Below are 24,708 nucleotides of genomic sequence, written 5' to 3' on the forward strand. Positions count from 1 at the left end.
GCCATTAGACGCTGAACTTCTGGCACTGCGTAGGCTTCTATAGCCAGATTGCTTGTACAAAACCATATAACTTCGTTCGGAAAGGATGTTTCTTATGAAGCGCTTGTTCTGTTTGGCTGCGATTGCGGCCGCTGTGGTGGGACACTCTTTTTCGGCGCAGGCCGCCGGGCTTGAGTTTGGCCTGGGGGCCACCAGTGATTCGACGCTCACCTATCGATTGGGGCTGACGTCGGATTGGGACAAGAGTTGGATGCAAAGTGATGTCGGTCGCCTGACCGGCTATTGGAGCGGCGCCTATACCTATTGGGAAGGTGATGACCGTGCAGGCGCCAGCAGCCTGTCGTTCTCGCCTGTCTTTGTGTATGAATTTGCCGGTCAGTCGGTCAAGCCCTACATCGAAGCCGGGATTGGCGTGGCGGTGTTCTCCCGTACCAAGCTGGAGGACAACAACATCGGCCAGGCTTTCCAGTTCGAAGACCGCTTGGGTTTCGGCCTGCGCTTCACCGGTGGGCATGAAGTGGGCATTCGCGCCACGCACTACTCTAATGCCGGGATCAGCAGCAATAACGACGGTGTAGAAAGCTACTCACTGCACTACACCATGCCGCTGTAATTCAAAACCTTGTGGGAGGGGGCTTGCCCCGATGGCGGAGTGTCAGTCGCGGAATTTTCCAACTGATCCACCACCATCGGGGTCAAGCCCCCTTCCACATTGAGGTCGTCACTGGCCTGAGATCAGCGGTACGCCGTGGCGATTCCTTCGCGTTCGGTCAGGCACTCCGGTGCGCCCATCTCGAATTCCCGACAAATCAGCGGCCGACGCTCATAAATCGTGCACATCATCGTGTCCCGATCCAGCGCCGCGCACCAGCCGTCGTCCAGGCGCAGCATCACTTCGCCGCCCCAGTCGTCGGTGTCGATATAGCGCTCCGGCACGCCGGTATCGGTGATCAACATGACTTCCAGCTGGCAGCAGCAGGCCGCGCACGTCGAGCAGGTGACGGTGGGCTCAGTGATTTGGGTGTGGGGGATGTTGGTCATAGAAGAGCAGTGTAAGGCAAGCCGGTCATTTACGTATGAATGCTCTGACGGACGTCAGCGTGCCAGCCGGTGCAGCCCGACAAAAAGCACCGCCCAAAGCACGGCAAGGCCGGCCATTGTAGGGCCCAAGCCATAGCCAAATTGAACATCGGTCAATTGGCTCCCCGCGTAGTAGGACAACGGCCCGCCCATCGCGCCCAGCAGTGCGGCACGCCACCAGGGCCGCGCACTCCAGGCCAGGCAATGGCGCAGGGTGGTCGCCAGCAATGCCCATAGCAGCATCAACCAGAACGGAATCAATGGCCCCGGCTCGCTGAACTGGAAAACCCCTACGGCGCGCAACAGCGTGTCCACTGCGGTGCCCACCAGCATCACGCTGATGATCAGTACACCGTCCTCGACCCACGCACTTATCCACAGCAGGTGAACGGCCAGCACCGCCAGGCCAACCAGCAGCCATAGGCTGTCGCCGCCCAGCACACAGGCAAACCAGCCGCACTGGAACAGCGCGGCATTGGCCAGGGTTTTAAGCATTGAAGCGCCCGAGCAACGGCGGGTTGATGGCTGCCGGTTTGGCCAGCAGCAATTGCGCGGTGCCGATGGTGCGCTCCATAAAGCCACCTTCGCAGTAGCAGAGGTAAAACTCCCACAACCGCAAAAAGTATTCGTCGTAGCCCAGCTCCGTCAGACGGCCGTGGGCGCGGCGAAAGTTCTCATGCCACAGGCGCAAGGTTCGCGCGTAGTGCAGGCCAAAGTCTTCCATGTGCAGCAGGTTCATATCGGTGTCGCGGCTGACGATCTGCAGCATGTTCTGCACACTGGGCAGGGCGCCGCCGGGGAAAATGTAGCGCTGGATAAAGTCCACGCTGTTCTTGGCCTGCTCAAACCGTTGCTCGCGGATCGTGATGGCCTGCAGCAGCATCAGCCCATCGCTCTTGAGCAAATGCGCGCACTGCTTGAAATAGGTGGGCAGAAAGCGATGGCCCACGGCTTCGATCATCTCGATGGACACCAGCTTGTCGTATTGGCCGGTGAGGTCGCGATAGTCGCTCAGCAGCAGCGTGACCTGGCCTTGCAAACCGAGGGTTTCGATGCGTTTTTCGGTGTAGGCGAATTGCTCCTTGGACAAGGTCGTGGTGGTGACCTTGCAGCCATAGTGTTGCGCCGCGTATAGCGCCATGCTGCCCCAGCCGGTGCCGATTTCCAGCAGGTGGTCGGTGGGTTTGAGCGCGAGTTTCTGGCAGATGCGTTCAAGCTTGTTCAGTTGCGCCTGTTCCAGGGTGTCGTCGTCGCTCAGAAATTGCGCCGCCGAATACATCATGGTCGGGTCGAGGAATTCTTCGAACAGGTCGTTGCCAAGGTCGTAGTGCGCGGCGATGTTTTTCTGCGAGCCCTTGCGCGTATTGCGGTTGAGCCAGTGCAGACCTTGGGTGAACGGGCGTGCCAGCCGCGCCAGGCCACCTTCCATGGCGTCGAGCACGTCCAGGTTGCTGACCATCACACGTACCACCGCGGTCAGGTCCGGACTGCTCCAATAGCCGTGAATAAACGCCTCGCCGGCGCCGATGGAACCGTTGGCCGCCACCAGGCCCCACACCGCAGGGTCGAGGATTTGGATTTCCCCCAGCAAGTGCGCTTCCCGTGCGCCGAACACCTGCCGTTCGCCGTCCTCGATCACCACCAATTGGCCATGGCGCAATTGGCTGAGTTGGCGCAGTACGCCCTTGCGCAGCAGCGCACTGGTCACGCCGTTGACGTTCAGGCGGCTGGTCTTGACCGATAAGCTAGGGGATTTCATGGCGGCGATCCTTGGTATACCCGACTGCTGTACGAGAGGCGCCATCGGCGGCCCGGTGGGAAAAAATCGGTGTGCGTTTAAGAAACAGGCGTATCGCCTGCCAGTAAATGGCCAGGCAAGTCTTGGCGGTCATCCACGGAAATCGCCACAAGTAGCGATGCAGGCTGGCGCGGGTCAGCGCTTCCTTTTGCAGGCTCAAGGTGGCGTCGAAGACTTTCAGCTCGCCCTGCCAGTCGGCCATGTGCACGCCGAGCCTGTCTGCGGGCGGGCTGAAGCTCATGCGGTATTCCAGGTCGCGAGGCAGGAACGGCGACACATGGAAGGCCTTGGCCACCGCGAAATGCTGGTGCTCATCAGCGCCCAGGGCTTGGGCCGGCAGTACGTAGTGGTAGCGCTCGCGCCACGGGGTGTTGGTCACTTCACACAAGATCGCGGCCAGTTGCCCATCGGCCTCGAAACAGTAGAAGAAACTCACGGGATTAAAAGCCAGGCCCCAACTGCGGGCCTGGGTCAGTAGGCAGATAACGCCCTGAGGCGTATGCCCCAGAGCCTTGCCGACTTCCTGGCGCACGGCATCGCTCAAGCTCATGCCGTGACGCGTGAATTCACGCAGATAGTCCTGCTGACGAAAGCCGAAGGGCGCCAGGCGACTTGGTCCGGCCAACGGTGACAGTCCTAGGATTTCGTCTTGTTCGCTCAAATCCAGGTACAGCAGGCCGATGCGGTAGCGAAAGGCATGGGCCTTGGGCGCAAACCGTCGATGGGCAATCCAGCCGCTGTACAGGGCGCTGTTCACAGGGTTTCCCCAAAGGCCTGGGCCACGCGTAGCGCGCTGACCACGCCGTCTTCGTGGAAACCATTGGCCCAGTAGGCGCCGCAATAAAACGTGTTGCGCACGCCGGCCAGTTCTTCCCAGCGGTTTTGCGCGGCCACCGCCGCCAGGCTGTATTGCGGATGCGCGTAGGTGAAGCGCGCGAGGATCTTCAGCGGGTTGATCATCGGCGTCTGGTTGAGGCTGACGCAAAAGGTGGTAGCGCTGTCGATGCCTTGCAGGATGTTCATGTCATAGGTGACGGCGGCCTGAGTCTGGTTGTTACCGCTCAGCCGGTAATTCCAACTGGCCCAGGCCAGTTGGCGGTCGGGCAGCAGGCGCGTGTCGGTGTGCAAAACCACGTCGTTATCGGCGTAGGGCAGGGCACCGAGAATCTCTTGTTCGGCCTGGCTTGGGTCGGCGAGCAATGCCAGCGCCTGGTCGCTATGACAGGCGAACACCACCCGATCAAATGCCTCGCTGCCGGCAGGACTGTGGATAACTACGCCTTGCTCGGTGCGCTCGACGTTATGCACAGGGCTGTTGAGGCGGATCTGCTCGCGAAAGCCGCGGGTCAGCGGTTCGATATAGCTGCTGGATCCACCTTCGATCACACACCACTGCGGCCGGTTGTTCACCGACAGCAAGCCGTGGTTCTTGAAGAAGCGCACAAAGAATTGCAGCGGAAAACCCAGCATGTCCGCCAGGGACATCGACCAGATCGCCGCACCCATCGGCACGATGTAGTGCCGCACAAAGCGCTCGCCGTAGCCGCCGGCCGTGAGGTAATCGCCCAAGGTCATCTCGGCACTGATGCGTTGCTCCTGCAGGTCCAGCGGTGCCTGGCGGTTGAACCGCAGGATGTCGCGCAACATGCCCCAGAAGCCCGGCGACAGGATATTGCGGCGTTGGGCGAACAGGCTATTGAGGTTATTGCCGTTGTATTCGAACCGGGTTTTTTCGTCACACACCGAAAAGCTCATTTCGGTGGGTTTGAACGAGACACCGATCTGCCCCAGCAAGCGGATGAAGTTGGGGTAGGTCCAGTCATTGAACACGATGAAGCCGGTATCCACTGCGTAGCTTTTGCCGTCGACGCTGACGTTAACCGTATGGGTATGCCCGCCGATCCGGTCGCCCGCTTCGAACACGGTGACTTCGTGACTGCGGCTAAGCAGGTAGGCGCTGGTCAGGCCAGCAATGCCGCTGCCGATAATGGCGATCTTCACAGGTCGTCCTTTTTCGGTGGCGGGCTGCGCAGCATGCGTTTGCCGATGATCAATTGCGCGCGATTAGGCAGTTTCGACAGCGGCCACAGGGTGGCGATAAACAAGGCCGGGAAGGCGATTTCCAGCGGGCGTTTGTCCAGCTTGGAGAATATATGCCGAGCAGCCTTGTCGGCCGGCCAGCTCAGGGGCATCGGGAAGTCATTGCGCTCGGTCAGTGGTGTATCGACGAAGCCCGGGCTGATCACGGTGACATCGATATTTTCCGGCGACAGGCTGATGCGCAGGGACTCGAACAGATAACGCAGGCCGGCCTTGGACGCGCCATAGGCTTCTGCGCGGGGCATCGGCAGGTAGGTCACGGCGCTGGCAACGCCCACCAGATGCGGTGCACGCCCAACACGCAACAACGGCAGGGCCGCTTCGATGCAATAACTGCTGGCCAGCAGGTTGGTGCGCACCACATGCTCGATGATCGATGAATCAAACTGCTTGGCGTCGACATATTCACAGGTGCCGGCGTTAAGGATCACGGTGTCGAGCGAGCCCCAGACGTCACCGATGTGCTCGCCAATTTCGCGCACGGTCTGGCTGTTGGTCAGGTCACCGGCCACCACCAACACTTGGCCGGGGTAGCGTAGAGCCAGCGCATCCAGCGGTGCCTGGGTGCGAGAACTCAAGGCGACATGGGCGCCGCTGTTAAGCAGCTCCACGGCCAAGGCGGCGCCTATCCCACTGCTGGCACCGGTCAGCCAATAACGACGTGGCGACACTGCGTTCATCCCACTCTCCTTTTGAGCCAACTGACGACTCTGCCCAGCACGGGCAGGTGCTCGTAGAGCATGGCGCCGGCATCGAAGTAATCGCGGTGGCGGTAAACCTTGTCCCGCCACATCAGGTGCGAGCATCCTTCCACCCGGATGACTTGGCCGTTGGCCAGGCGTGGGTGGCAAAAACTCATTTTCCAGCGCAGGTAGCCTTCGCCTTCGGCCACTTGGTCGAAACCGTGGAAGTCGAAGCGCAGTTGGCTGACGTTGCTGTACAACTCGGCGAAATAACTGTGCAACGCGGTCAGCCCATGGACCTCGTGCAGCGGGTCGGTAAAGGCAATGTCCTTGCTGTACAGGCTGTCGAGCAGGTGCAGGTTGTGCTTGTCCAGCGTGGCGAAGGTTTGGGCGAAGCGTTGCAGGAAGTCACTCATGTTCGACGACCGATTGACGTGAAGGCAGGCTGCGGAAAGCGGCCAGGGCGCGCTCGCGGGACTTCTTCAAGTCGACAATCGAGCGCGGATAATCTGCCACGCCAAACAGACCACCGGCGGCTTCGGGGTTATGCACTTCCTTTTTATTCAGTGCGGCCAATTCCGGCAGCCAGTGCTTGATGAATACGCCTTCGCTGTCGAATTTTTCTGACTGGCTCAGCGGGCTGAAAATCCGGAAGTAGGGCGCCGAGTCGGTACCGGTGGACGAGCTCCACTGCCAGCCACCGTTATTGGCGGCCAAGTCGCCGTCGATCAGGTGACGCATGAAGAAACGCTCGCCTTCACGCCAGTCGATCAGCAGGTTTTTGGTCAGGAACATTGCCACTACCATGCGCAGGCGGTTGTGCATCCAGCCGGTTTCCAGCAATTGACGCATGGCGGCGTCGATGATCGGCAGGCCAGTGCGAGCTTCTTGCCAGGCTGCCAGATCCTTGGGTGCATCACGCCAGGCCACGTCCTCGGTCTCGGGGCGGAACGCACGGTGACGGGACACCCGTGGGTAGCCCACCAGAATGTGCTTATAGAACTCACGCCAGAGCAGTTCGTTGATCCAGGTGATGGCGCCGATGTCGCCACTTTCGAATTCGCCTTGGTTGCTCTGCAAGGCTGCATGCAGGCACTGGCGCGGCGAAACCACGCCGGCAGCGAGGTAGGCCGACAGCTGGCTGGTACCGGGCTTGGCGGGGAAGTCGCGTTCGTCTTTGTAGTAGCTGATCTGCTGGTCGGCGAATGCATCGAGGCGCCGCCGGGCTTCGTCCTCACCGGCGGGCCAGAGGGCACGCAGGGTGTCGCTGGGCGGCTCGAAGCCTGCGACGGTGGTCGGCACCGGATCGCTTTTAAGGTCGAGTTTGGCCTGGGCCTTTGGCGTGGGCACTACCTGTGGAAGCGCGCTGTGCAGACGTGTGTAGCAGACCTTGCGGAACTGACTGAAGACCTGGAAGTAGGTGCCGGTCTTGGTCAGCACACTGCCCGGTTGGAAGAACAATTGATCAAGGTAACTGTGGAAGGTCACGCCCTCGGCTTCCAGCGCCTGGGCCACGGCGGCGTCACGACGGCTTTCATGAATGCCGTACTCCTCGTTGACGTGCAGCGATTGCGCCGACAGGTCCCGGCACAGTTCGCTGAGCACGCTGGGCGCCTGGTCCCAGGTGGCAGCTGTGCGGATCAGCAGGGGAATGTTCAGCTCGCCTAAGTCTTTGCTCAAGTGCTGCAGGTTGCGCAGCCAGAAGTCGACCTTGCACGGAGCATCATCGTGGGCCAGCCATTGCTCAGGCGTGATCAGGTACACGGCGGCAACCGGGCCTCGCTGGGTCGCAGCGGCCAAGGCGGTGTTGTCGTGTAGGCGCAGGTCGGTGCGCAGCCAGATCAAGTGCATTTAAATAAGTCCACGCTGTATCAGTAGCTGGTGGGCCGACAACACATCTTCGGCCACGAATAATTCAGGAGTGTCATGGGTTAATACGGCTAACTCCGCCTGATGGATGCAGACCGTTGGTCCGACGAGCAGCGTCGGGCGACTGACGCCCGTGAGCAGCTTGGTCAGGCCCGGCAGGTGCAGGGCTTTGCTCGAATACAGCAAGACCGCGCGCGGTTGCAGGTGCTCGACTGCAAGGGCCAGCTCGCCGGCGGGCAGCGGCCAGTCAAACACTTCCACGGGGCAGTCGGCGCTGCTGGCCAGCCAGGCGCTGAGCCACAAATGCGGCTCCAGGGGCAGGTCGGACTGGTTAATCAGCAGCAGCGGCGCACCGTGCAACTGGCGATTGTTGTGGTAGATGCGCGCACCGAACTTGCTGCGCAGCCAGGACAGGAAAAATACCCGCTCCATCTGCGCGCCGAACTGGCCCTGCCAACGCTGCTCCAGCTCCTTGATCAGCGGCAGTAGCAGTTGCTCACACAGGGTGCGTGGCGGGTACAGCGCCATGGCCTGGTTGAAGGCATCGTCGACCCGGCGTTCGGTCAGTTCGCTGATGGCCTGTATCAAGGTCTGGCGCAGGGTGTGCCATTCATTCTGCGCCGTGTCGGTGTTGGCCTGGGCAGAGTCGATCAGGTGCTTCACCTGGCTGACCGGCACGCCGCGATTGAGCCAGGTGAGGATGGCGTGGATGCGTTGTACATGGTCGGCGCTGAACAGCCGATGACCCTTGGGTGTGCGCTGGGGCACGATCAGGCCATAGCGACGCTCCCAGGCGCGCAGGGTCACAGCGTTGACGCCGGTCTGGCGCGCCACTTCGCGGATCGGCAACCAGCCGTCTTCCAGGGCTTGAGCGATGTCTTCGCCGGGTTCGTCTTGCAGGGCAGCTTTCATGGTCTAGATCGCATTACGCAGGCTGAGATTTTCCGGGTGCGGTTGCAGGTACGCCTGCTGCGCGATGTAGCGGTCCGGGTGTTGGCGAAAGTGATGCTTGAGCAGCGTCAGCGGCACCACCAGCGGCACGATGCCGTGGCGGTATTGGCCGATGACGGTTTGCATTTCCTGCTTGTCATCGGCGCTGATCACTTGCTTGAGGTAGCCGCTGATGTGTTGCAGCACATTGGTGTGGGTGCCGCGAGTGGCGCATTTGGTCAGGCCGGTCATCAAATCGCTGAAGTAAGACTCGGCGAGTTCATTAAGGTCGGTGCCTTTGCCCATGCTGCCCAGCAGGTGACCCAGGCTTTTGTAATGGGCGGGACTGTGGGCCATCAGCAGGTATTTGTAGCGCGAGTGAAAGGCCAGCAGGCGGTGACGGGTCAGCCCTTCGGCCAGTAGCTTTTGCCAACTGGCGTAGACGAAAACGCGGGTCAGGAAGTTTTCCCGCAGCACCGGGTCGTTCAGTCGGCCGTCTTCTTCGACCGGTAGGTTGGGGTGGCGCGCGCAAAATGCCTGGGCATAGATGCCGCGTCCGCCACCGTCGACCGGTGTGCCGTTTTCGCGGTACACCTTGACTCGCTCCAGTCCACAGGACGGCGACTTCTGCATGAAGATGTAGCCGCACAGATCGGTATGTTCTTCAGCCATTTGCTGGCCGTATTCGTTAAGGGGCTGGGTCACGTTGAGTTCGCGGCGCACAGTGCCCACGGCCTGCGGATGGGCAGGGTCGCCAACCAGGCGGATCGGTTCGCGGGGGATGCCCAGGCCGATCGCAACTTCGGGGCACAGGGGCACAAAGTCGAAGTAGTCGGCGAGGGTTTGGCTGCAGAGCAGGGATTGTTTATGGCCGCCATTGAAGCGCACGTTCTCGCCTAGTAGGCAGGCGCTTATAGCGATCTTCGGTTTTGCGCTGCTGGACATGGCCAAACCTCTGCAAGATTCTTGTACAAGCGTTGATTTCTGTACAACTAATCTCATCATAGGTCTGAAGCTGTACAAGTCAAATTATTTGTACAGGTTTTTTTGCGGGGGAGACTATTTCCAGCCCATTTTCCATGCCTCGGCATTCTGCAAGGTCTGCCACGGAAGGCGTTCGCCGCGTTTGGTCATGATGGCTTGCAGCTCGATTTCCAGCACCGTGCCTTCTTCATCCCGAAACAGCTCGGTGACCAAAAAGTGTTTTTCCTTATTACGGGGATGGGCTGCTGTCCACTTTGACAGCAGCAGCTTAGCGGGGTTGATGCGGTTCATTGCAGGTGCTCGATCAGGCGTCGCGCGGCTTCCTGGCCACTGAGCCAGGCGCCTTCCACTCGACCGGACAGGCACCAGTCGCCACACACGTACAGACCCAGGTCGGCATCGGCCAGCACACCGAATTCATGGCTGCTGGACGGCCGCGCATAGAGCCAGCGGTGCGCCAGGCTGAACGACGGCGCAGGCATGGCGCTGTGCAGTAACTCGGCGAAGGCGCCGTGCAGGTGTTCGATCACGGCTTCCTTGGACAGGTCCAAGTGGGCTTTGCTCCAGGCGCTGGTGGCGTGCAGTACCCAGGTGTCGAGGGTGGTGTCGCGTCCAGGTTTGCTGCGGTTACGCGCCAGCCAGTCGAGGGGGCTGTCCTGCACGAAGCAGCCTTCCATTGGCGTATCAAGGGGTGTGTCGAAGGCCAGGGCGATCGCCCAGGTGGGGTCCATTTTTACCCCTGCGGCGGCGCTGGCCAGCTTCGGCGCAGCAGCGAGCAGGGCGGTGGCTTGTGGCGCTGGCGTGGCGATGATCACGTGGCTGAATGGTCCATGATTGCCACCGTCAGCGTCGAGCAGGTTCCAGTGTTGAGTCCCTTGGAACACCTCGGTAATGCGGCAACCGAACTCCACCGGCAAGTCATCGAGCAGGGCACGGGTGATGGCGCTCATGCGCGGTGAGCCTACCCAGCGGATCTGCTCGTCGGGGGAAGGGGTGAGCTGGCCGGATTTGAAGTTGTACAACTGCGGTTTCCACTGCTCGGCCCAGCCGTTGCTTTGCCAGCGTTGCACTTCATTGACGAAGCGTCGGTCGCGGGCGGTGAAGTATTGGGCGCCCATGTCCAGCGCACCGGCATCACTGCGCTTGCTGGACATGCGGCCACCACTGCCGCGGCTTTTATCGAAGAGTTGCACAGCGTGCCCGGCGTCTCGTAACGCTCGGGCGGCGGAGAGACCGGCGATGCCGGTACCGATGATCGCGATGGGGACAGTCATGGAGGGCCTCGTTCTACCGTTGGGTACAGACTACGCCGACACCAATAGCTGTACAATATTGTTTTTTGGTATAAGTTTTGGCGTACCTGAACGTGTGGCGTGGCCTATGGTTAAAGCTGAGGCTTAAACAACAGTCACGCACGATTACAAATTGATCCCTGCTTATAAAATAGACCAGTGATCGGCGGCGAACGTTACATGAGGAAGATCCCATGCACATTTTGCTGACCGGCGGTACCGGCTTGATCGGCCGCCAACTCTGCCAACACTGGCTCGGTCAAGGCCATCGCCTGACCGTGTGGAGCCGTCATCCCGAAGAGGTTGCCGCCTTGTGTGGCGCCGAGGTGCTGGGCGTTGCGCGCCTGGAAGAGGTGATCGGCGTCGTGGACGCTGTGGTCAACCTCGCCGGCGGCGCCATCGCCGATCGTCCCTGGACCCACAAACGCAAGGCGCTGTTGTGGAGCAGTCGCATCGGTCTTACCGAAACCCTGTTGGCGTGGCTGGAAGGTCTTGCGCAAAAGCCGGCGGTGTTGATTTCCGGCTCGGCGGTGGGCTGGTACGGCGACGGTGGTGAGCGCGAACTGACCGAGGCCAGTGGTCCGGTACAGGACGATTTTCCCAGCCAGCTCTGTATCGCCTGGGAGGAAACCGCCCAGCGTGCCGAAGCCTTGGGCATGCGCGTGGTTCTGGTGCGCACCGGTTTGGTGTTGGCGGCCGAGGGCGGCTTTTTGTCGCGGCTGCTGCTGCCGTTCAAACTGGCGCTGGGCGGGCCTATCGGTAATGGTCGGCAGTGGATGCCATGGGTGCATATCAAGGATCAAATCGCCCTGATTGATTTTCTTCTGCACAAGGATGACGCCAGCGGTCCTTATAATGCCTGCGCCCCACACCCAGTGCGTAACCGCGAGTTCGCCAAGACCCTGGGCCAGGTACTGCACCGCCCGGCGTTCATGCCGATGCCGGCCTTTGCACTGAAGGTAGGCTTGGGTGAGTTGTCGGGGCTGTTGCTGGGCGGGCAGAAGGCGATTCCCGAACGCTTGATGGCCGCCGGTTTCACTTTCCAGTTCACTGAGTTGCATACGGCTTTGGATGACTTGTCCAGCCGCCTCTAGAAATAGGATGTTGCATGACGGATCACGCGTTGTTACTGGTCAACCTGGGTTCACCGGCGTCCACTTCGGTGGCGGATGTGCGCAGCTACCTTAACCAGTTTTTGATGGACCCTTATGTGATCGACTTGCCGTGGCCGGTACGTCGATTGCTGGTGTCGCTGATCCTGATCAAGCGCCCCGAGCAGTCGGCCCATGCCTATGCGTCGATCTGGTGGGATGAAGGTTCGCCGCTGGTTGTGCTCAGTCGTCGCCTGCAACAGCAGATGACGGCGCAGTGGACACAAGGCCCGGTGGAACTGGCCATGCGTTATGGCGAGCCGTCCCTGGAAACGACACTGACGCGCCTCGCCACCCAGGGTATTCAGAAGATCACCCTGGCGCCGTTGTACCCGCAGTTCGCCGACAGCACCGTGACCACGGTGATCGAAGAAGCCCGGCGCGTGGTGCGAAGCAAGAAACTGAATGTGCGACTCTCGATTCTGCAGCCGTTCTACGACCAGCCGGAATACCTTGATGCCCTGGCGGCGAGCGCACGGCGTTATGTCGAGCAGGATTACGATCACTTGCTGCTGAGCTTCCACGGTTTGCCCGAGCGCCATCTGACTAAGCTCGACCCGACTGGCCAGCATTGTTTCAAGGATGCCGACTGCTGCAAGAAAGCCTCGCCTGAAGTGCTTGCCAAATGCTATCGCGCACAATGTTTCAGTGTTGCCCGCGATGTAGCCGCCCGCCTGGGTTTGCCGGATGGCAAATGGTCGGTGGCGTTTCAATCGCGTCTGGGCCGTGCGAAGTGGATCGAGCCCTACACTGAAGCTCGCCTGGAGGCGCTGGCCCAACAAGGCGTGAAAAAGCTGCTGGTGATGTGCCCGGCGTTTGTGGCCGATTGCATCGAGACCCTGGAAGAAATTGGCGATCGCGGGTTGGAGCAATTCCGTGAGGCGGGGGGCGAGGAGTTGGTGTTGGTGCCGTGCTTGAATGATGATCCGCAGTGGGCGGCGGCGCTCAATACTTTGTGCGAAAGAGCGCCGTTGTCCCTATAGGCTTAGGCTCAAGCTGACGGTGAGATTGCGCGGTTCGCCGGGGCTGATCCAGTAGTTGCTGTAGGACCGCTCGTAGTACTTCTCGTCAAACAGATTGTTCAGATTCAGGCCCACAGTCACGTTCTCAGTGGCCTTGTAGTGCGCCAGCAAATCCACGGTGTGGTAGGCCGGCAGTTCAAAACTGCTGCCGGCTTCACCCGAGCGGTCTCCCACATAGGTGAACGCCGCGCCCACGTCTGAGCCGCGCAAGGCGCCGTCCTGGAATTCATACACCCCCAACAGACTGCCGCTGCGCCTGGCCACGCCGAGAATGCGGCTGCCCGCCGGAATGGCCTTGTCGCCCTTGGTCACCTCGGCGTCAATGTAGGCGAAGGCGCCGATCACTCGCACTGTGTCGGTCAGTTGCCCGGTCAGTTGCAGATCAAAGCCCTGGCTGCGCGCCTTGCCCATTGCACGGTTGGTGTTGGTGGCCGGGTCCAGGGCCAGTACGTTTTCCTTTTCGATATGGAACGCCGCGAGGGTAGCGCTGAGGCGGTCGTCGAACAGCTCGCTCTTGATCCCAACTTCATAACCCACCCCATCTTCGGGCTTGAAGGTGTTACCTGTCGCGTCCAGGCCGCTGTTGGGTTTGAACGAAGTGGAGGCGTTGGCGAACACGCCGACTTCGGGGGTGAGTTGATAAAGCAGGCCGGCGCGCTGGGTAAGAGCGTCGTGAGTTTGCCGGCTCGGTGGGACGTTTCGAGTGAAGTCGTCGACGTTTTGCTGGAAATGCTCGAAGCGTGCGCCAACCATGCCGCGCAGGCGATCGGTAAAGACGATCTGGTCTTGCAGGTTAAGCGCGTGGCTTTTGGTGTGCTCGAAAAAGTCGGTGCCGGAGCGTATGCCATTGGGTTTGGTTTGGCCGTAGACCGGGTTGTAGATGTCGATGGCGTACGAGCTACCGGGGCTGCCGGCGATGGCCGTCACGCGTTCCTTCTTGCGGTAGTCCTCGTATTCAGTGCCGATCAACAGTTCATGCTGCCAGCTGCCGACGTCGAACAGGCCGCGCAGTTCCAACTGGGTGATGCTGTCGTGCCAGCCCATGGAGCGTTCGCGGTAGCGGCGGTTTAGGGTATGGCCATCTGCATTGAGAGCGCGGTTTTCCGAGGCGTCGCCCCACAGGCTACCTTGTTTGTAGTGGCTGGCCAGGCGCAGTTTCCAGGCGTCGTTTAGGTGATGTTCGAGGGTCGCCTGGATGCGATTGTTGTGGTTGTCGATGTCACCGTCGTTGGGTTCGCCGAGGAAGGTTTCGCGTGACAGGCCGGGGGCGTCGACGATGCCACGGTCGAAGGTTGAGCTGTGGCGCACGAATTCACTTTCGACGAGCAGGCTGGTGTCTGGGTCCAATTGCCAACTGAACGAGGGCGCGACGAACACGCGCTTGCTCTGCACGTGATCGCGGAAGCTGTGGTTGTCTTCCACTGCCAGGTTGACCCGCGACAGCACGTGGCCTTCGTTGTCCAGCGGCGTGTTGACGTCGAGAGCGGTGCGATAACGGTCCCAACTACCGGCACTGGTTTGCAGGGTAGTGAAGGCTTCTGGCTGAGGTTTTTTGGTCACGATATTCACGGTGCCCCCTGGGTCGCCACGCCCGTACAAACTGGCCGCGGGGCCTTTGAGCACTTCGATGCGTTCGATAGTGGCCGCGTCCGGTGTGCTCGGGTAACCACGGTTGGCGCTGAAACCGTCTTGATAGAACTCTGAGGTCGTGAAGCCGCGCACGCTGTATTCGTAGAGTGTCAGGCCGCCAAAGTTATTTTGCTTGGATACGCCGCCCGCGAATTCCAGGGCGCGTTCCACGTTGGTGCTGCCCAGGTCCTTGAGCACCGTGGCCGGAATAACGCTGATGGATTGTGGGATATCGCGCAGGGCCGTGTCGGTTTTAGTCGCACTGGCTGAACGCGTGGCGCGGTAGCCCTTCACTGGGCCGGTTGCGGATTCATAGGCGTCGGTGGTGACGCTGATGGTATCGAGTTCGACGGTGGTTTCTTCGGCAAAAGCGGGATCAAGCAGCAAGCCCAAGGCCAGGCCAGCCAAGGGGGCAGTTCTTCGAGACGGCATGATAGAGCGTTCCAATAGCGATATTGAAACAATATAACATGACCAATGAGAATGAATCGCTATGAAATGTTGGCTTGTAGGTGCCCGCGAACGGGCACCTGAGCGAAGCGGCTTATTCCTCTTCTTTAACCGGAGCCGGCGGCGGGCGCAGTCCGATTTCCGCCGACAACTTGATCTCTTTGCCGTTGCGCATCACCAGGATCGTCACCTTATCGGTCGGCTTGATCCGTGCCACCTGGTTCATCGATTTGCGACCATCACCCGCCGGTTCGCCGTTGATGCTCAGGATCACGTCACCCAATTGCAGCCCGGCTTTTTGTGCCGGACCGTCGCGGAAGATCCCGGCGACCACAATGCCTGGGCGCCCGGTCAGGCCAAACGACTCGGCCAGTTCCTTGGTCAGCGGCTGCACTTCGATCCCCAGCCAGCCGCGAATCACTTGGCCGTGCTCGATGATCGACTTCATCACTTCCATCGCCAGCTTCACCGGGATCGCAAAACCGATGCCCTGGGAACCGCCCGACTTGGAGAAAATCGCCGTGTTGATACCGGTCAAGTTGCCATTGGCATCCACCAGCGCGCCGCCGGAGTTGCCAGGGTTGATCGCCGCGTCGGTCTGGATGAAATCTTCGTAGCTGTTAAGCCCCAGCTGGTTGCGTCCGGTGGCGCTGATGATGCCCATGGTCACCGTCTGTCCCACCCCGAACGGGTTGCCGATGGCCAGTGCCACATCACCCACCCGCAGTCCATCGGAGCGGCCGAGAGTGATGGACGGCAGGCTTTTCAAATCGATCTTCAATACCGCCAGATCCGTTTCCGGGTCGCTGCCCACCACACGAGCCAGGGTCTCGCGACCATCACGCAGGGCCACCACAATCTGGTCGGCGCCGGTGGTCACGTGGTTGTTGGTGAGGATGTAGCCCTCGGGGCTCATGATCACCCCGGAACCCAGGCTGGATTCCATGCGCCGTTGCTTGGGCCCGTTGTCGCCGAAATAGCGGCGGAACTGTGGGTCTTCAAACAGCGGATGCGCTGGTTTGTTGATGACCTTGGTGGTGTACAGGTTGACCACTGCCGGCGCGGCAATGACCACTGCGTCCGCGTATGTCACCGGGCCTTGTACCACCGCGCTGGTTTGCGGTGCCTGTTGCAGGTTCACATCAAGGCTCGGTAAGCCCACCCATTGGGGGAAACGCTGAATAATCAGCATCGCGATCAGCACGCCAGCCAACAATGGCCATCCAAAAAAACGCAGTGCCTTGAGCATCAAGTAAGTCCTGACAGGTTGCAGGGGGCGGGAGAGCGCCCATAATGTCGCGCATTATACGAGGCTGCGAGCGCCTCGGAACGGGATATTTAGGAGTCTTTTATGGCCGTCCCCCTTACCACCCTCGTTGAGGAAGCAGACCGCTACCTCGGCAGTGCAAAAATCCCCGACTACTGCCCCAACGGGCTGCAAGTCGAAGGTCGCCCGCAGGTGATGCGCATCGTCAGCGGCGTGACCGCCAGCCAAGCCCTGCTGGACGCAGCCGTCGAAGCCCAGGCCGATTTGATCCTGGTGCACCACGGTTATTTCTGGAAAGGCGAAAACCCCTGCATCACCGGCATGAAGCAACGGCGACTGAAAACCCTGCTCAAGCACGACATCAGTCTGCTGGCCTACCACCTGCCGTTGGACCTGCACCCCGACGTCGGCAACAACGTGCAGCTTGCCAAGCAGTTGGACATCACCGTCGAGGGCCCGCTGGACCCAAGCAACCCCAAGATCGTCGGCCTCGTCGGCTCCCTCGCCGAACCTTTGTCGCCCCGTGACTTCGCCCGCCGCGTACAGGACGTCATGGGCCGCGAACCGCTGCTGATCGAAGGCAGCGAGATGATCCGCCGCGTCGGCTGGTGCACCGGCGGTGGCCAAGGCTACATCGACCATGGGATTGCCGCCGGCGTCGATCTGTTCCTCAGCGGTGAAGCTTCCGAGCAAACCTTCCACAGTGCGCGGGAAAACGACATCAGCTTCATCGCCGCCGGGCACCACGCAACCGAGCGCTACGGTGTGCAGGCTTTGGGAGATTATTTAGCGCGACGTTTCGCCCTGGAACATCTGTTTATCGATTGTCCCAACCCGATTTGAGCGCCAAACCTGGGGGCATATTCTTATATCGTTTCGATCTAGCTGGCTCCCTGAATAGAAGAAGGTGCTGTGCTAGCATGCCTCGCTCGAACACGGCCCGCTGGCCGTCCATAAGATCGTTTTTCCGTGAGTAGCCATGGTCGACAAACTGACGCATCTGAAACAGCTGGAGGCGGAAAGCATCCACATCATCCGCGAGGTCGCCGCCGAGTTCGACAACCCGGTGATGCTCTACTCGATCGGTAAAGACTCCGCCGTGATGTTGCATCTGGCACGCAAGGCCTTCTTCCCGGGCAAACTGCCGTTCCCGGTGATGCACGTCGATACCCGCTGGAAATTCCAGGAGATGTACGCGTTCCGCGACAAGATGGTCGAAGAACTGGGCCTGGACCTGATCACCCACGTCAACCCCGATGGTGTTGCGCAGGGCATCAACCCATTCACCCACGGCAGCGCCAAACACACCGACATCATGAAGACCGAAGGCCTTAAGCAGGCATTGGACAAGCATGGTTTCGACGCTGCCTTCGGCGGTGCCCGTCGCGATGAAGAGAAATCCCGTGCCAAAGAGCGCGTGTACTCGTTCCGCGACAGCAAGCACCGCTGGGACCCGAAGAACCAGCGCCCCGAGCTGTGGAATGTCTACAACGGCAACGTCAACAAGGGTGAGTCGATCCGTGTGTTCCCGCTGTCCAACTGGACCGAGCTGGACATCTGGCAGTACATCTACCTTGAAGGCATCCCGATCGTGCCGCTGTACTTTGCCGCCGAACGCGATGTCATCGAGAAGAACGGCACGTTGATCATGATCGACGACGACCGCATCCTCGAGCACCTGTCCGACGAAGACAAAGCCCGTATCGTCAAAAAGAAAGTACGTTTCCGTACCCTTGGCTGCTACCCGTTGACGGGCGCGGTGGAGTCCGAAGCCGAGACGCTGACGGACATCATTCAGGAAATGCTCCTGACGCGAACTTCCGAGCGCCAGGGCCGTGTCATCGACCACGATGGTGCAGGCTCGATGGAAGATAAAAAACGTCAAGGCTATTTCTAAGGGGCTGTCATGTCGCATCAATCTGATTTGATCAGCGAGGACATCCTCGCCTACCTGGGCCAGCACGAGCGCAAAGAGATGTTGCGCTTCCTGACCTGCGGCAACGTCGACGACGGCAAAAGCACCCTGATCGGGCGCCTGCTGCACGACTCCAAGATGATCTACGAAGATCACCTGGAAGCCATTACCCGCGATTCGAAGAAGTCCGGCACCACCGGTGATGACATCGACCTGGCGTTGCTGGTCGACGGCCTGCAGGCCGAGCGTGAGCAGGGCATCACCATCGATGTTGCCTACCGCTACTTCTCCACCGCAAAGCGCAAATTCATCATCGCCGACACTCCTGGCCATGAGCAGTACACCCGCAACATGGCTACCGGTGCCTCCACCTGTGACCTGGCGATCATCCTGATCGATGCCCGCTACGGTGTGCAGACCCAGACCCGTCGCCACAGCTTCATCGCGTCGTTGCTGGGCATCAAGCACATCGTCGTTGCCATCAACAAGATGGACATCAATGGCTTTGACCAAAGCGTATTCGAGTCGATCAAGGCTGATTACCTGAAGTTCGCCGACGGTATCGCGTTCAAGCCGAGCACCCTGGCATTCGTGCCGATGTCGGCGCTCAAGGGTGACAACGTGGTGAACAAGAGCGAGCGTTCGCCTTGGTACACCGGCCAGTCGCTGATGGAAATCCTCGAAACCGTCGAGATCGCCAACGACCGCAACTACACCGACCTGCGTTTCCCGGTGCAGTACGTTAACCGTCCAAACCTTAACTTCCGCGGTTTCGCCGGCACCCTTGCCAGCGGCATCGTGCATAAGGGCGACGAAATCGTTGTTCTGCCATCGGGCAAGAGCAGCCGCGTCAAATCCATTGTCACCTTCGACGGTGAACTGGAGCACGCCGGCCCAGGTCAGGCCGTGACCCTGACCATGGAAGACGAGATCGACATCTCCCGTGGCGACCTGTTGGTGCATGCCGACAACGTGCCGCAAGTGACTGACGCCTTCGACGCCATGCTGGTGTGGATGGCCGAAGAACCGATGCTGCCGGGCAAGAAATACGACATCAAGCGCGCCACCAGCTATGTGCCGGGTTCCATCACCAGCATCGTGCACCGCGTGGACGTGAACACCCTGGCCGAAGGCCCGGCGAGTTCGTTGCAACTGAATGAGATTGGCCGGGTCAAGGTCAGCCTCGACGCCGCCATCGCGTTGGACGGTTACGACAGCAATCGCACCACGGGCGCGTTTATTGTCATCGACCGTTTGACCAACGGCACCGTCGCCGCGGGCATGATCATCGCACCGCCTGTTACCCACGGCAGCGCGGCGCAGCACGGCAAGTTGGCTCATGTGGCCACTGAAGAACGTGCCCAGCGCTTTGGCCAGCAACCGGCCACCGTTCTGTTCAGCGGCCTCTCGGGCGCTGGCAAAAGCACCTTGGCCTACGCGGTTGAGCGCAAGCTGTTCGACATGGGCCGTGCAGTGTTCGTACTGGATGGTCAGAATCTACGCCACGACCTGAACAAAGGCTTGCCTCAGGATCGTGCCGGGCGTACCGAGAACTGGCGTCGTGCTGCTCACGTGGCGCGTCAGTTCAACGAGGCCGGCCTGCTGACCCTGGCGGCGTTCGTTGCCCCGGATGCCGAAGGCCGTGAACAGGCCAAGGCGCTGATTGGCAGCGACCGCTTGCTGACCGTCTACGTGCAAGCGTCGCCGTTGGTGTGCGCCGAGCGTGATCCGCAAGGTTTGTACGCTGCCGGTGGGGATAACATCCCTGGCGAGTCCTTCCCGTACGACGTGCCGTTGAATGCCGATCTGGTACTCGACACCCAGGCTCTGTCGTTGGAAGAGAGCGTCAAGCAAGTGCTGGAGCTGTTGCGTCAGCGCGGCGCGATCTAAACTTCGCGGCCACAAAAAAGCCCGCCACCGAGTGATCGGTGGCGGGCTTTTTCACATCTTCAAGATCGGGCGAGGTCAAATGTGGGAGGGCGCTTGCTCCCGATAGCGGTGGGTCCGCTACGGATGCATCAACTGATACTCCCTCATCGGGGGCAAGCCCCCTCCCGCAGGTTGATCATCGCTTGCTTGGGAATTCGGTGTGAAGCTGCTCCAGCAACGCATCCTTGGTTTCCCACAGCTGGTTAATCCACCCCTGGAACGCCAGCCGATACTCCGCATCCTGCTCATAATTCCTGCCGACGAACTCGGCTGGAATCTGCACCTCTTCAAACTGCACCACCACGTCCTGCACCTTGCCGCAGAGCAAGTCCCAATACCCAGGGCGTCCGCCAGGGTAGTGAATGGTCACGTTGACCAGTGATTTCAGCTGTTCCCCCATGGCATCCAACACAAACGCGATTCCGCCCGCCTTGGGTTTGAGCAAGTAGCGAAACGGCGACTTCTGCTGGGCATGTTTGCCCGGCGTAAACCGAGTGCCTTCGGCAAAGTTGAAAATCCCTACCGGGTTTGCGCGAAACTTCGCACAGGTCTTGCGGGTGGTTTCCAGGTCTTTGCCTTTCTTCTCCGGGTGTTTCTCCAAGTAGGCCTTGGTGTAGCGCTTCATGAACGGAAAGCCCAACGCCCACCACGCCAGACCAATCACCGGCACCCAGATCAATTCCTGCTTGAGGAAGAACTTCAGCGGGCGAATCCGTCGATTGAGCACGTATTGCAACACCATGATGTCGACCCAGCTCTGGTGGTTGCTGGTCACTAGGTACGAGTGCTGATAGTCCAGCCCTTCAAGGCCTTTGAGATGCCAACGCGTTCGCTGTACCAGGTTCATCCAGCCCTTGTTGTTAGTTACCCAGGCTTCGTGGGTGTGGTTCATCAGCCATTCGCTGAAGCGTTTGGCAAACGGTAGCGCCTTGAACAGCGCGACGATGAATAGGAACGAACACAGCAGTATCGTGTTCAGTGCCAGCAACAGCGAAGCGATGACCCCGCGCACGGCGGCAGGTAGAAAATCCAGCATTTAGATATCCATTGGTCGGTTGGCGGCTTGGATCGCAGTCAGTGCGATGGTGTACACGATGTCGTCGACCTGGGCGCCACGGGGCAGGTCGTTGACCGGTTTGCGCAGGCCCTGCAGCATTGGGCCAAGGCTTACGCAGTCGGCGCTGCGTTGCACGGCTTTGTGGGTGGTGTTACCCGTGTTCAGATCGGGGAAGACGAACACCGTGGCTTTGCCGGCGACCTGGCTGTTGGGCGCCAATTGCCGCGCTACGTTTTCGTTGGCGGCGGCGTCGTATTGCAGCGGGCCGTCGATCAGCAGCGAGCTTTGCTGTTCGTGGGCGAGCAGGGTGGCCTCGCGGACTTTTTCCACTTCTTCTCCACTGGCTGAATCACCGCTGGAATAACTGATCATCGCCACACGTGGGGTAATGCCGAATGCCGCCGCCGAATCGGCGCTTTGCAGGGCGATTTCCGCCAGTTCCGCAGCGCTTGGGTGCGGGTTCATCACGCAGTCGCCGTAGACCAGCACCTGCTCGGGGAACAGCATGAAGAACACGGACGACACCAGGGTGCAGCCCGGCGCCGTTTTGATCAGCTGTAGGGCAGGGCGGATGGTGTTCGCGGTGGAGTGGATAACGCCAGAGACCAGGCCGTCCACTTCGTCCAGCGCGAGCATCATCGTGGCGATCACCACGGTGTCTTCCAATTGTTGCTCGGCCATTGGCGCGTTGAGGCTCTTACTTTTGCGCAGCGCGACCATCGGTTCGACGTAGCGTTGGCGGATCAGGTCCGGGTCGAGAATCTCAAGGCCTTCAGGCAATTCGATGCCTTGGGCGCGGGCGACGGCTTCCACGTCTGCCGGCTTGGCCAGCAGCACGCAGCGCGCGATGCCCCTTGCCTGGCAGATAGCGGCGGCTTGCACGGTCAGCGGCTCGCTGCCTTCGGGCAGCACAATGCGTTTGTTGGCAGCCTGGGCGCGTTGGATCAACTGGTAGCGGAACACCGCCGGCGATAGACGCATCTCCCGCGGCGTGCCGCAGCGCTGGTGCAGCCAGCGCGCGTCGAGGTGGCTGGCGACGAAATCGGTGATGATCTCCGCGCGCTCGCGGTCATCAATGGGGATTTCCTTGTTGAGGTTGTTGAGCAGGTTGGCGGTCTCGTAGGAACCGGTACTCACCGACAAAACCGGCAGCCCAGCCTGGAAGGCGCCGCGGCACAGATCCATGATGCGCGGGTCGGGCAGAGTATCGCTGGTCAGCAGCAGGCCGGCCAGGGGTACGCCGTTGATCGCGGCCAGGCTGACGGCGAGGATGATGTCGTCACGGTCGCCGGGGGTCACCACCAGCACGCCGGGCTTGAGCAGCTCTACGGTGTTGCGCATGGTGCGGGCGCAAATGATGATCTTGGTCATGCGCCGAGTTTCGTAGTCGCCGGCGTTGAGGATCTGCGCGCCCATCAGGTCGGCTACGTCGCGGGTGCGCGGCGCGTTGAGTTCCGGCTGGTACGGGATGCAGCCCAGCAGGCGGAAGTCACCGCTGCGCAACAGCGGCGAATGTTCTTTCAGGCGCGCCGAGAAAGCTTCCATGCTTTCGTCGGTGCGTACTTTGTTGAGGATTACGCCGAGTACCTTCGGGTCTTTCGGGCCGCCGAACAACTGGGCCTGCAATTCCACGCGGCCTGAGAGTTCGGTAAGCACTTCGTTTTCCGGAGCGGAGACAAGAATCACTTCAGCATCCAGGCTCTTGGCCAAGTGCAGGTTGACCCGCGCCGCGTAGCTGGCATTGCGGGTCGGCACCATGCCTTCGACGATCAGCACATCCTTGCCCACCGCGGCCTGCTGATACAGCGTGATAATTTCTTCTAGCAGTTCATCCAACTGGCCGTCGCCGAGCATCCGCTCTACATGGGCGAGGCCCAGGGGTTGTGGAGGCTTCAGGCCGTGGGTGCGTGCCACCAGTTCGGTGGAGCGTTCTGGGCCGGTGTCGCCAGGATGCGGTTGGGCAATCGGCTTGAAGAAGCCGACTTTCAGCCCGGCCCGTTCAAGGGTGCGCACCAGCCCTAGGCTGATGGAGGTCAGACCCACACCAAAATCGGTGGGCGCGATAAAAAAAGTCTGCATGCGAATTCTCTGGAGGTGCATGGCTTCGGTGGCGCTCTATGGCTGAGTGCCTACCGGGAATCAGGCGTCAAGGTTATCGTTATTCGGTGCTTGCGCACACCAGCCGCAGGCAAAGGGCTGGCCTATTTTTTCCAGGCGCTGTGCGGGGTCGAGTACCCACGCGCGGGATTGCCACGGCGGCTGGTGGCGCAGGTGCTGGGTATGGCCGCATGAAAGCTCGGCCACCCAATGCCCTTCTTCGTCCGAATGAAAACCGATGATCATGACCGTTGATTGGTCCCGTCCGTCCGGGTTCCGTTCGCTTTCGGGCAAATCCTTGTTTAGACTTGTCCGTTCTTCATTCTTATGCAAAAGGTCTCGCCCCATGACGATCGCCGCTAACAAGGCTGTCTCCATCGACTATACCCTGACCAACGACGCTGGTGAGGTCATCGACAGCTCCGCCGGCGGCGCGCCGCTGGTCTACCTGCAAGGCGCAGGTAATATCATCCCAGGCCTGGAAAAGGCCCTGGAAGGCAAGGCAGTTGGTGATGAACTGACCGTAGCCGTAGAACCTGAAGATGCCTACGGCGAATACTCTGCTGAACTGGTCAGCACTTTGAGCCGCAGCATGTTCGAAGGCGTTGACGAGCTGGAAGTGGGCATGCAGTTCCACGCTTCCGCGCCGGACGGCCAAATGCAGATCGTGACCATCCGTGATCTGGACGGCGACGACGTAACCGTCGACGGCAACCACCCTCTGGCTGGTCAGCGCCTGAACTTCCAAGTAAAGATCGTTGCCATCCGCGACGCTTCCCAGGAAGAAGTTGCTCACGGCCACGTTCACGGTGAAGGCGGTCATCAGCACTGATTGATGCGTTAATCAGCTGATAGCAAAAACGCCCCGACTTGTTCGGGGCGTTTTTTTGTGCCTGAAATCATCACAGCTCCTTCTGTGGCAAGGGGCAAGCTCGCTCTCGCATGTGTTTTCAGGCACAAACAAAAATGCCCCGGACCTTTCGGTACGGGGCATTTCCTAACTGTTTCGCAACCAAGGTTACGTAGCAGTTGTTACCACTTAGGCTGCAGCAGCAACGCTCAGAGCCTTGATGTGGCCATTCAGGCGGCTCTTATGGCGAGCGGCCTTGTTCTTGTGGATGATGCCTTTATCGGCCATACGGTCGATAACTGGCACAGCCAGAACGTAAGCTGCTTGAGCTTTTTCAGCGTCTTTGGTGTCGATGGCTTTAACTACATTCTTGATGTAGGTACGAACCATGGAACGCAGGCTGGCGTTGTGGCTGCGACGCTTCTCAGCCTGTTTTGCACGTTTTTTGGCGGAAGGTGTGTTGGCCACCGTCGAGCTCCTCGAAAGACTTTTTAGGAAATAGCAAACAAAATAGGCCGCGAATCATGCCGATGACTTGATGTGTTGTCAAGGGCGGCTGATGCGAACTGCTGAGTGGTCGATCTGAAGAGGCGGGTGATTTATTT

25 protein-coding genes are annotated in these 24,708 nt (G+C 60.2%); 7 read left to right on the forward strand and 18 right to left on the reverse strand.

The window, feature by feature from the left end; genetic code table 11:
• Positions 1-94 precede the first annotated feature (94 nt).
• Positions 95-613, forward strand: a complete 519-nt coding sequence (locus tag ACEN2T_RS07140; RefSeq protein ID WP_032886125.1) for an acyloxyacyl hydrolase — start codon at positions 95-97, stop codon at positions 611-613.
• A gap of 122 nt (positions 614-735) precedes the next feature.
• Here ACEN2T_RS07140 and ACEN2T_RS07145 read toward each other — a convergent pair whose 3' ends face one another.
• From ACEN2T_RS07145 to ACEN2T_RS07200, 12 genes are all read right to left on the reverse strand, one after another.
• Entirely contained in the window at positions 736-1,041 is a 306-nt protein-coding gene (locus ACEN2T_RS07145; RefSeq protein ID WP_032886126.1) for a YkgJ family cysteine cluster protein, read from the reverse strand.
• 54 nt (positions 1,042-1,095) lie between these two features.
• The gene (locus ACEN2T_RS07150) at positions 1,096-1,575 is read right to left on the reverse strand and encodes a DUF2878 domain-containing protein (protein WP_442116507.1); all 480 of its coding nucleotides are present in this window, start codon (positions 1,573-1,575) and stop codon (positions 1,096-1,098) included.
• Positions 1,568-2,839 carry an SAM-dependent methyltransferase gene (locus tag ACEN2T_RS07155; RefSeq protein WP_032886130.1) on the reverse strand — a complete coding sequence of 424 codons (1,272 nt, stop codon included), beginning with the start codon at positions 2,837-2,839 and terminating at the stop codon, positions 1,568-1,570. The genes ACEN2T_RS07150 and ACEN2T_RS07155 overlap by 8 nt, the downstream gene beginning before the upstream one ends.
• Positions 2,826-3,635 (reverse strand): DUF1365 domain-containing protein, encoded by an 810-nt coding sequence (locus ACEN2T_RS07160; protein ID WP_032886131.1) that lies wholly within the window; start codon positions 3,633-3,635, stop codon positions 2,826-2,828. Before ACEN2T_RS07160 ends, ACEN2T_RS07155 begins: the two co-directional genes overlap by 14 nt.
• Positions 3,632-4,879 carry an NAD(P)/FAD-dependent oxidoreductase gene (locus ACEN2T_RS07165; RefSeq protein ID WP_442116508.1) on the reverse strand — a complete coding sequence of 416 codons (1,248 nt, stop codon included), beginning with the start codon at positions 4,877-4,879 and terminating at the stop codon, positions 3,632-3,634. The genes ACEN2T_RS07160 and ACEN2T_RS07165 overlap by 4 nt, the downstream gene beginning before the upstream one ends.
• Positions 4,876-5,658, reverse strand: coding sequence for an SDR family NAD(P)-dependent oxidoreductase (locus tag ACEN2T_RS07170; protein ID WP_032886135.1), 783 nt, complete (start codon positions 5,656-5,658; stop codon positions 4,876-4,878). Before ACEN2T_RS07170 ends, ACEN2T_RS07165 begins: the two co-directional genes overlap by 4 nt.
• A complete protein-coding gene (locus ACEN2T_RS07175) occupies positions 5,655-6,077 on the reverse strand; it encodes a nuclear transport factor 2 family protein (RefSeq protein ID WP_032886136.1) in 423 nt (140 codons plus the stop codon). Before ACEN2T_RS07175 ends, ACEN2T_RS07170 begins: the two co-directional genes overlap by 4 nt.
• Entirely contained in the window at positions 6,070-7,512 is a 1,443-nt protein-coding gene (gene phrB, locus ACEN2T_RS07180; RefSeq protein ID WP_032886139.1) for a deoxyribodipyrimidine photo-lyase, read from the reverse strand. Before phrB ends, ACEN2T_RS07175 begins: the two co-directional genes overlap by 8 nt.
• Complete coding sequence (locus tag ACEN2T_RS07185; RefSeq protein WP_122755564.1) at positions 7,513-8,442, reverse strand: MerR family transcriptional regulator; 930 nt, start codon at positions 8,440-8,442, stop codon at positions 7,513-7,515.
• A gap of 3 nt (positions 8,443-8,445) precedes the next feature.
• Positions 8,446-9,405, reverse strand: a complete 960-nt coding sequence (locus ACEN2T_RS07190) for a YbgA family protein (protein ID WP_095183780.1) — start codon at positions 9,403-9,405, stop codon at positions 8,446-8,448.
• A 114-nt stretch (positions 9,406-9,519) separates the two neighbouring features.
• The gene (locus ACEN2T_RS07195; RefSeq protein ID WP_032886144.1) at positions 9,520-9,735 is read right to left on the reverse strand and encodes a TIGR02450 family Trp-rich protein; all 216 of its coding nucleotides are present in this window, start codon (positions 9,733-9,735) and stop codon (positions 9,520-9,522) included.
• Positions 9,732-10,718, reverse strand: a complete 987-nt coding sequence (locus tag ACEN2T_RS07200) for an NAD(P)/FAD-dependent oxidoreductase (RefSeq protein WP_095183781.1) — start codon at positions 10,716-10,718, stop codon at positions 9,732-9,734. Before ACEN2T_RS07200 ends, ACEN2T_RS07195 begins: the two co-directional genes overlap by 4 nt.
• 212 nt (positions 10,719-10,930) lie before the next feature.
• On the opposite strand from ACEN2T_RS07200, the gene ACEN2T_RS07205 reads away from it, so the two are divergent.
• Positions 10,931-11,830 (forward strand): TIGR01777 family oxidoreductase, encoded by a 900-nt coding sequence (locus ACEN2T_RS07205; protein ID WP_442116509.1) that lies wholly within the window; start codon positions 10,931-10,933, stop codon positions 11,828-11,830.
• A 14-nt stretch (positions 11,831-11,844) separates the two neighbouring features.
• A complete protein-coding gene (gene hemH / locus ACEN2T_RS07210; RefSeq protein ID WP_032886152.1) occupies positions 11,845-12,870 on the forward strand; it encodes a ferrochelatase in 1,026 nt (341 codons plus the stop codon).
• On the opposite strand, the gene ACEN2T_RS07215 is transcribed toward hemH, so the two are convergent.
• Both ACEN2T_RS07215 and algW read right to left on the reverse strand, forming a co-directional pair.
• Positions 12,865-14,970, reverse strand: a complete 2,106-nt coding sequence (locus tag ACEN2T_RS07215; RefSeq protein WP_442116510.1) for a TonB-dependent siderophore receptor — start codon at positions 14,968-14,970, stop codon at positions 12,865-12,867. The two genes, hemH and ACEN2T_RS07215, sit on opposite strands and share 6 nt — an antisense overlap.
• Positions 14,971-15,082: 112 nt before the next feature.
• A complete protein-coding gene (algW, locus tag ACEN2T_RS07220) occupies positions 15,083-16,237 on the reverse strand; it encodes a Do family serine endopeptidase AlgW (RefSeq protein WP_032886161.1) in 1,155 nt (384 codons plus the stop codon).
• Between the two features lie 102 nt (positions 16,238-16,339).
• Between algW and ACEN2T_RS07225 the strand changes: the two genes are divergently transcribed.
• The 3 genes from ACEN2T_RS07225 (at position 16,340) to cysN (ending at position 20,060) form a co-directional block, all read left to right on the forward strand.
• Entirely contained in the window at positions 16,340-17,098 is a 759-nt protein-coding gene (locus ACEN2T_RS07225) for a Nif3-like dinuclear metal center hexameric protein (protein ID WP_032886163.1), read from the forward strand.
• Between the two features lie 136 nt (positions 17,099-17,234).
• A complete protein-coding gene (gene cysD, locus ACEN2T_RS07230) occupies positions 17,235-18,152 on the forward strand; it encodes a sulfate adenylyltransferase subunit CysD (protein ID WP_032886164.1) in 918 nt (305 codons plus the stop codon).
• 9 nt (positions 18,153-18,161) lie between these two features.
• Positions 18,162-20,060: a sulfate adenylyltransferase subunit CysN gene (cysN, locus tag ACEN2T_RS07235; RefSeq protein WP_099601955.1), complete on the forward strand. Its 1,899-nt coding sequence runs from the start codon at positions 18,162-18,164 to the stop codon at positions 20,058-20,060.
• A gap of 175 nt (positions 20,061-20,235) precedes the next feature.
• On the opposite strand, the gene ACEN2T_RS07240 is transcribed toward cysN, so the two are convergent.
• The 3 genes from ACEN2T_RS07240 to ACEN2T_RS07250 are packed head-to-tail and all read right to left on the reverse strand — an operon-like array spanning position 20,236 to position 23,631.
• On the reverse strand, positions 20,236-21,135 hold the full coding sequence (locus tag ACEN2T_RS07240; protein ID WP_032886168.1) for an acyltransferase: 900 nt from the start codon (positions 21,133-21,135) through the stop codon (positions 20,236-20,238).
• On the reverse strand, positions 21,136-23,235 hold the full coding sequence (gene pta, locus ACEN2T_RS07245) for a phosphate acetyltransferase (protein ID WP_099601957.1): 2,100 nt from the start codon (positions 23,233-23,235) through the stop codon (positions 21,136-21,138). It lies immediately after the preceding gene.
• 60 nt (positions 23,236-23,295) lie between these two features.
• Positions 23,296-23,631 (reverse strand): DUF3565 domain-containing protein, encoded by a 336-nt coding sequence (locus ACEN2T_RS07250; RefSeq protein WP_032886171.1) that lies wholly within the window; start codon positions 23,629-23,631, stop codon positions 23,296-23,298.
• Between ACEN2T_RS07250 and ACEN2T_RS07255 the strand changes: the two genes are divergently transcribed.
• On the forward strand, positions 23,600-24,085 hold the full coding sequence (locus ACEN2T_RS07255) for an FKBP-type peptidyl-prolyl cis-trans isomerase (protein WP_032886172.1): 486 nt from the start codon (positions 23,600-23,602) through the stop codon (positions 24,083-24,085). The two genes, ACEN2T_RS07250 and ACEN2T_RS07255, sit on opposite strands and share 32 nt — an antisense overlap.
• Before the next feature lie 207 nt (positions 24,086-24,292).
• On the opposite strand, the gene rpsT is transcribed toward ACEN2T_RS07255, so the two are convergent.
• Positions 24,293-24,571 (reverse strand): 30S ribosomal protein S20, encoded by a 279-nt coding sequence (gene rpsT / locus ACEN2T_RS07260; protein ID WP_016976313.1) that lies wholly within the window; start codon positions 24,569-24,571, stop codon positions 24,293-24,295.
• Positions 24,572-24,708 lie beyond the last annotated feature (137 nt).

It is taken from the genome of Pseudomonas sp. W22_MBD1_FP4 (assembly GCF_052113765.1).
Taxonomy (GTDB): domain Bacteria; phylum Pseudomonadota; class Gammaproteobacteria; order Pseudomonadales; family Pseudomonadaceae; genus Aquipseudomonas; species Aquipseudomonas sivasensis.